The following is a 6,700-nucleotide window of genomic DNA, read 5'->3' on the forward strand; positions in this document are numbered from 1 at the left end:
CGGGCCTGTATCTTGCTGTGAAAAAAGATCATCCACCGGCAACAGGGAGATCGAACATGGAGACAGGCACCGTACGCTCGGTTGAACGCGCACTGGCAATTGTCGAGTTGCTGGGCGAGCACCAGGCCCTGGGGCTGGAAGAGTTGCACTACCTCACGCGCCTGCCCAAGGCCACGGTGTCGCGCATGTTGCTAACCTTGCAGGAACAGGGTTGGGTCTATCGGGGCCTGAGTGATCGACGTTACCGCCTGCGTGCCCGGCGCTTGTTCGGCGATACCCAGCAACGCTTCAAGCGTCAGGTGGTGGAGAGCGCCGCCCCCTGGTTATTGGAGCTCAGCGAGCGCACCGGGCTGGTGGTGGACTTGTCGTGCTTCGATGGTGAGCGCCTGGAGGTCATGGAGAGTGCAATTCCCAGCGTGTTACGCAAGCTGTACCCGAACAACTGCCAGATCGTCGGCCAGTATGCCAGCCTGTTCCATTCCGCGATGGGCAAAGCCTGCTTGACGCAATTGCCGGCCGAAGAAGTACATCGCCTGGCAGGCCGTAATCATGTGGCGGCAGACGAGCACTATCGCGCATGCGAGCAAACCCAGCACCAGGGCTTTGGCCAGCGTACCGAGGGCTATTGGGAATATCCTGTGCGTTTGCCGTTCCTGATCCGGGCGGTGGCGCTGCCGGTGCGCGCCAATGGCCGCCTGGTGGGGAGCATGGCGCTGCATTGGCCAATGCATCAGGCGCCGGTGGAGCGGGTGTTGAATTTGCATATGGGCAGCCTTGAACAGGCGGTGTGCGAAGTGCAGCGAACGCTGGATTAAAAACACCGCAAAACCCTGTGGGAGCTGGCTTGCCTGCGATGGCGGTGTGCCAGGCGAGAAATGGTTGACTGATACACCGCCATCGCAGGCAAGCCAGCTCCCACATTTGAATTTGCGCCGGTTGTGAGATTGCGCTTAAGGTTCGCCCAGGTTTTTTGCCCCATGAGTCTTTATGTTCAATGTCAAACCTCTGGTCTTCGCGCTGCTGACCTGTGCTGCCGTGCCCGCCCACGCCGACTGGTACCTGGATAACGAATCCTCACGCCTGTCCTTCGTCACCACTAAAAACACCGAAGTGGCTGAAGTCCAGCGCTTCCTGGTATTGCATGGCAAGGTCGACGCCAAAGGTGCGGCTCGGCTGGAAGTGGAGCTGGACTCAATCAACAGCGGCATCCCGCTGCGCGACGAGCGCATGCGTAAAGAGCTGTTCGAGATCAAGACCTTCCCCGAAGCGCAGATCAGCGCGCAAATCAATCTGCAGCCCATCAATGACCTGGCATCCGGCGCGCAGTTGGAATTGCGCCTGCCCTTGAGCGTCACGCTGCACGGCAAGACCCAGACCTACAGCGCCGAACTGCTGGCCACGCGCCTGGATGAGCGGCGTTTCCAGGTGGTAACCCTGGAGCCCGTGGTGCTGCATGCCGAAGATTTCGACCTGGCGCCCGGTGTGGCTACCTTGCGCAAGGCGGCGGGGCTCAAGTCGATCAGTTTGTCGGTGCCGGTGGGTGCGGTGCTGATCTTCACGGCGCGCTGACATGAGCGGCGCGGTGTTCCCGTGGCGCAGCGCCAATCAGTTCGAATTGCTGATCGACGGGCCGAATTTCTTCCCGCAGATGCTGGTGGGCATCGCCCGGGCTGAGCAGCAGGTTGACCTTGAGTTGTACCTGGTCGAAGCCGGGGCCTGCGCCGAGGCCATGGTGCAGGCACTGGTGCTGGCCGCTGAACGCGGCGTGCAGGTGCGTTGCCTGTTCGACGATTACGGCAGCCTCGCGTTTACCCTTGGGCTGCGCAAGCGCTTGACCGACGCAGGCGTGACGCTGCGCTTTTACAACCGCCTGAATTGGCGGCGCTGGATGCGCAACCTGTATCGCGACCATCGCAAGCTGCTGCTGATCGACCAGCGCATTGCGGTGGTCGGCGGCACCGGTGTCACCGACGAGTTCTGGACGCCGGGGCAAGACAGCGCCGACTGGCATGAAGTGATGGTGCAGATCAGCGGCCCGCTGGTGCTGGACTGGCAGGCCCTGTTCGACCGGCAATGGCACGCTAACGCCGCGCGCCGTGAATGGAAACCGGCGACCCATTTTGGTTTGCCCCGCTTACCCAAGGTGCCCGCCACCGGGCCGGGGCTGGGTCGCGTGGCGTATGCCGATGCGCGTCAGCACCGTGACATTCTGCAATCGTTGATTCGCGCCTTGAACAGCAGCAAATCGCGTATCTGGCTGGCGACCCCATACTTCCTGCCCACCTGGAGCGTGCGCCGTGCCTTGCGCCGGGCGGCTGGGCGTGGTGTGGATGTGCGTCTGTTGCTCACCGGCCCGCGCACCGATCACCCGTCGGTGCGTTACGCCGGGCACCGTTATTACCCGCGTCTGCTGCGTTCAGGGGTGCAGATCTTCGAATACCAGCCGTGCTTCCTGCACCTGAAGATGGTGCTGGTGGACGATTGGGTGAGCATTGGCTCGTGCAATTTCGACCACTGGAATTTGCGCTTTAACCTGGAAGCCAATCTTGAAGCGCTGGACCCGGGATTGACGGCGGCGGTGGTGGGCAGTTTCGAAGCGGACTTTGCCCAGAGCCAGGCGGTGAGTCTGGAGGCATGGAAGGCGCGGCCATTGTGGCGGCGGGTAAAGCAGCGGGTGTGGGGCTGGATTGATCGGTTGGTGGTCAACCTGCTGGATCGGCGCGGCTAGTCGGGCCAACTCAATCAACTGTGGGAGCTGGCTTGCCTGCGATAGCATCACCTCGGTACACCTGACAAACCGAGGTGCCTGTATCGCAGGCAAGCCAGCTCCCACAAAAGCCAGCTCCCACAGCGACCGTGTTGACAGCTTCAGATCAGAGCAGTTCGAAGGTTTGCTGCTGCACATCCTGGGAATCCAACCCGATCTGTACATTGAACTCACCCGGTTCGGCTGCGTACTTGAGCTGGGTGTTATAGAACTTCAGGTCGTCCTCGGTGATGGTGAAGTGCAGCGTGCGTGCTTCGCCGGCCTTGAGCATGACCTTCTGGAAGTTCTTCAGCTCCTTGATCGGGCGGATCATCGAGCCGGCCACGTCCTGGATATACAACTGCACAACGGTTTCGCCGTCTACCTTGCCTGTGTTCTTCACGGTGACGCTGGCGTCGAGCTTGCCGGTCTTGTTCAGGGTGGTGGACGACAGTGCCATGTCCGACAGGCTGAACGTGGTGTAGCTCAGGCCATAGCCAAACGGAAACAGGGGGCCGGTGGTGTCATCGAAGTACTGCGAGGTGTAGTTGCCCGGCTTGCCTGGGGTGAATGGCCGGCCGATGGTCAGGTGGTTGTAGTAGGTCGGAATCTGCCCAACGGAGCGAGGGAAGGTGATCGGCAGCTTGCCCGATGGGTTGTAGTCGCCGAACAGTACATCGGCAATGGCGTTACCGCCTTCGGTGCCGGAGAACCAGGTTTCCAGGATCGCATCGGCCTGTTGGTTCTCTTCAAGAATCGACAGCGGACGGCCGTTCATCAACACCAGCACCAGCGGTTTGCCGGTGGCTTTGAGGGCCTTGATCAAGTCGCGCTGGCTTTGCGGGATGTTCAGGTCGGTACGGCTCGACGATTCGTGGGACATGCCACGGGACTCGCCCACCGCCGCAACGATGACGTCGGCGTCGTTCGCCGCCTTCACCGCTTCATCAATCAGCACCTGGGCAGGGCGCGGGTCATCCACCACTTCCGGGGCATCGAAGTTGAGGAAGTTGAGGTAGTCGAGCACCGCTTTGTCGCTGGTGATGTTGGCGCCACGGGCATAGATCACTTTGCCTTTTTCGCCGATCACGGCGTTCATGCCGTCGAGCAGGGTGACCGACTGCGCAGGCCGGCCGGCAGCAGCCCAACTGCCCATCATGTCGATGGGTGCCTTGGCCAGCGGGCCGACCAGGGCAATGGTCGCGGATTTTTTCAGCGGCAGGGTGTCGTTGTGGTTCTTGAGCAACACCAGGCTGCGGCGCGCAATGTCGCGGGCCTCGGCGCGGTGCAGGCGGCTGTCGGCGTAGGTGTCGACCGGGTCATCCTCGGCCTTGCCGATGCGCAGGTATGGGTCCTTGAACAGGCCCATGTCGTACTTGGCACCGAGCACTTCGCGCACGGCGTTGTCGATGTCGCTCTGCTGGATCTCGCCGGACTTGAGCAGCCCCGGCAATTCCTTGCCGTACAGCGAGTCGTTCATGCTCATGTCGATGCCGGCCTTGATCGCCAGCTTGGCGGCTTCACGCCCGTCCTTGGCCACGCCGTGCTTGATCAGCTCGAAGATCGCGCCGTGGTCGCTGACGGTCAGGCCCTTGAAGCCCCAGTCCTTGCGCAGCAGGTCGTTCATCAGCCAGGTGTTGGCCGTGGCGGGCACGCCGTTGATCGAGTTGAGCGCCACCATCACGCCGCCGGAGCCAGCCTTGATCGCTGCGTGGTAGGGCGGCAGGTAGTCCTGGTACATCTTGACCGGGCTCATGTCGACCACGTTGTAGTCGCGCCCGCCTTCCACCGCGCCATAGAGGGCAAAGTGCTTGACGCTGGCCATGAGGCTGTCGGCATTTGCGGGGCTGGTGCCCTGGAACGCCTTGACCATGACTTCGGCAATGCGTGACACCAGGTAGGTGTCTTCACCGAAACCTTCGGAAGTGCGGCCCCAGCGCGGGTCGCGGGAGATATCGACCATCGGCGCAAACGTGATGTCGAGGCTGTCGGCGGCGGCTTCCTGGGCGGCGATGCGCCCGGAGCGGCCAATGGCGTCCATGTCCCAACTGGAGGCCAGGGCCAGGCTGATCGGGAAAATGGTGCGGTGGCCGTGGATCACGTCATAGGCGAAGAACATCGGGATCTTCAAGCGGCTGCGCATGGCCGCGTCCTGCATCGGACGGTTTTCCGGGCGGGTGATGGAGTTGAACGTGCCACCGATGCGGCCGGCGGCGATTTCCTTGCGGATCAGCTCGCGGGGCATTTCCGGGCCGATACTGATCAGGCGCAATTGGCCGATCTTCTCATCCAGGGTCATTTGCTTGAGCAGGTCGCTGACGAAGGCGTCCTTGTCATTAAGCGCAGCAGGCTTTGTTTCTGCCCAGACGGGGTGAGTGGCCAGAGTGGCAACAAGGCCGAGCAAACACAGCTTTTTCATGAATATCCTTTTTCGGCTATTGCGCAGCATTCGAGGAATGCCGTCGGCCAAAATGTGGGGAACGTCTATTGTTGTTCGGGTGTTGTTCAGATAAATGCAGCACACTCTGAACTCTTTTTCGCGCTGGGCATCTTTGTAGCTGATTGGCTCGAAGCATTCCAGTGGTGGCGGATTATGCCCCAAGCGCGTGGTTTATAGGGTTAGTCGTCACATTCCATCAGATCGGGCAGGAGAAACACCATGCAAGCAGCACACACTTATCGCTGGGGCTTCAAGGCTGCGGCGCTGTTACTGATCAGCAGCGTGCTGAGCGGTTGCGGCATCAACAACATCCCGACCCTGGACGAACAGGCCAAGGCCGCCTGGGGCCAGGTGCAGAACCAGTATCAACGCCGTGCCGACCTGATCCCCAACCTGGTGGAAACGGTGAAGGCGTATGCCGCCCACGAACAGGAAACCCTCACCGCGGTGATTGAAGCGCGGGCCAAGGCCACCTCGATCCAGGTGGATGCCAGCACCCTGGACAACCCCGAGAAGCTCAAGCAGTTCCAGCAAGCCCAGGATGGCCTGAGCGGCGCACTCAGCCGTTTGATGGTGGTGTCCGAGCGTTACCCGGACCTGAAGGCCAACCAGAACTTCCTGGCCTTGCAATCGCAACTTGAAGGCACCGAGAACCGTATCGCTGTGTCTCGCCGTGACTTTATCCAGGCCGTACAGGCTTACAACACCGAGATCCGTACTTTCCCGGGCCGCCTGTGGCACAGCGTGATGTACAGCGATTTGCCGATCCGCGCCACGTTTGAAGCCACCAGCGCCGATGCCGATAAAGCGCCGCAAGTGAAGTTCAAATAAGGCTGCACTGAGGTGTCGATGCGTTTATTACGGATAGGCCTGGCGCTGTGGCTGTTGGCCTGCGTGGGCGTGGCCCAGGCGGCACTGAGCTTCCCGGCGCTGACCGGGCGGGTGGTGGACAGCGCGCAGATGATCGACCCGGCGGTGCGCGAGCAACTGACCCAGCAATTGCAGGCGCTGGAGCAGACCTCGGGCGACCAGCTGGTGGTGGTCACCGTGCCCGACCTGCAAGGCGTGCCTATTGAGGATTACGGTTATCAACTGGGCCGCCAGTGGGGCATTGGCCAGAAGGGCAAGGACAACGGCGCGCTGTTGATCGTCTCCCGTGATGACCGCCAATTGCGCATCGAAGTCGGCTATGGCCTGGAAGGCGTGCTGACGGATGCGCAATCCTGGGTGATCATCAACCAGGTGATCCTGCCCAAGTTCAAGGCCGGCAATTTCAGCCAGGGCATCAGCGACGGCGTGGCCGCGATGATCCAGGTGGTGGGCGGTGAGCCCTTGGCGGTGCCGGCTCATGTGGCGGATGCGAACTTCGCCATGGATAATCCCGGGTTTTCCATCGGCCTGTTTATTCTGCTGATCGGCGTGCTGTGGCTGTGCAATCGCATGGACTTGCCGGTGGGCGCTATCCTGCTGGCGATTCTCAACAGCAGCGGGCGCGGCGGTGGTGGGGGCGGCGG

The 6,700-nt window shown here is 61.5% G+C and carries 6 protein-coding genes; 5 read left to right on the forward strand and 1 reads right to left on the reverse strand.

Annotation, left to right across the window (positions count from 1 at the left end; genetic code table 11):
• Window positions 1-56 precede the first annotated feature (56 nt).
• The 3 genes from BOP96_RS20825 to BOP96_RS20835 all read left to right on the forward strand — a co-directional run bounded on the left by BOP96_RS20825 (window position 57) and on the right by BOP96_RS20835 (window position 2,728).
• Window positions 57-815: a helix-turn-helix domain-containing protein gene (locus BOP96_RS20825; RefSeq protein WP_014717323.1), complete on the forward strand. Its 759-nt coding sequence runs from the start codon at window positions 57-59 to the stop codon at window positions 813-815.
• Window positions 816-987: 172 nt separating this feature from the next.
• Window positions 988-1,569, forward strand: a complete 582-nt coding sequence (locus BOP96_RS20830) for a YceI family protein (protein ID WP_003189365.1) — start codon at window positions 988-990, stop codon at window positions 1,567-1,569.
• A gap of 1 nt (window position 1,570) precedes the next feature.
• A complete protein-coding gene (locus BOP96_RS20835) occupies window positions 1,571-2,728 on the forward strand; it encodes a phospholipase D-like domain-containing protein (protein WP_038449389.1) in 1,158 nt (385 codons plus the stop codon).
• A 145-nt stretch (window positions 2,729-2,873) separates the two neighbouring features.
• On the opposite strand, the gene bglX is transcribed toward BOP96_RS20835, so the two are convergent.
• On the reverse strand, window positions 2,874-5,165 hold the full coding sequence (gene bglX / locus BOP96_RS20840) for a beta-glucosidase BglX (RefSeq protein ID WP_073453881.1): 2,292 nt from the start codon (window positions 5,163-5,165) through the stop codon (window positions 2,874-2,876).
• Between the two features lie 240 nt (window positions 5,166-5,405).
• Here bglX and BOP96_RS20845 point away from each other — a divergent pair, with 240 nt between their 5' ends.
• Window positions 5,406-6,017: a LemA family protein gene (locus BOP96_RS20845; RefSeq protein ID WP_014717327.1), complete on the forward strand. Its 612-nt coding sequence runs from the start codon at window positions 5,406-5,408 to the stop codon at window positions 6,015-6,017.
• An 18-nt stretch (window positions 6,018-6,035) separates the two neighbouring features.
• A partial coding sequence (locus BOP96_RS20850) for a TPM domain-containing protein (protein ID WP_073453883.1) occupies window positions 6,036-6,700 on the forward strand: 665 nt, incomplete at its 3' end.

The sequence above is a fragment of the Pseudomonas sp. FSL W5-0203 genome, assembly GCF_001896155.1.
Classification (GTDB): domain Bacteria; phylum Pseudomonadota; class Gammaproteobacteria; order Pseudomonadales; family Pseudomonadaceae; genus Aquipseudomonas; species Aquipseudomonas paracarnis.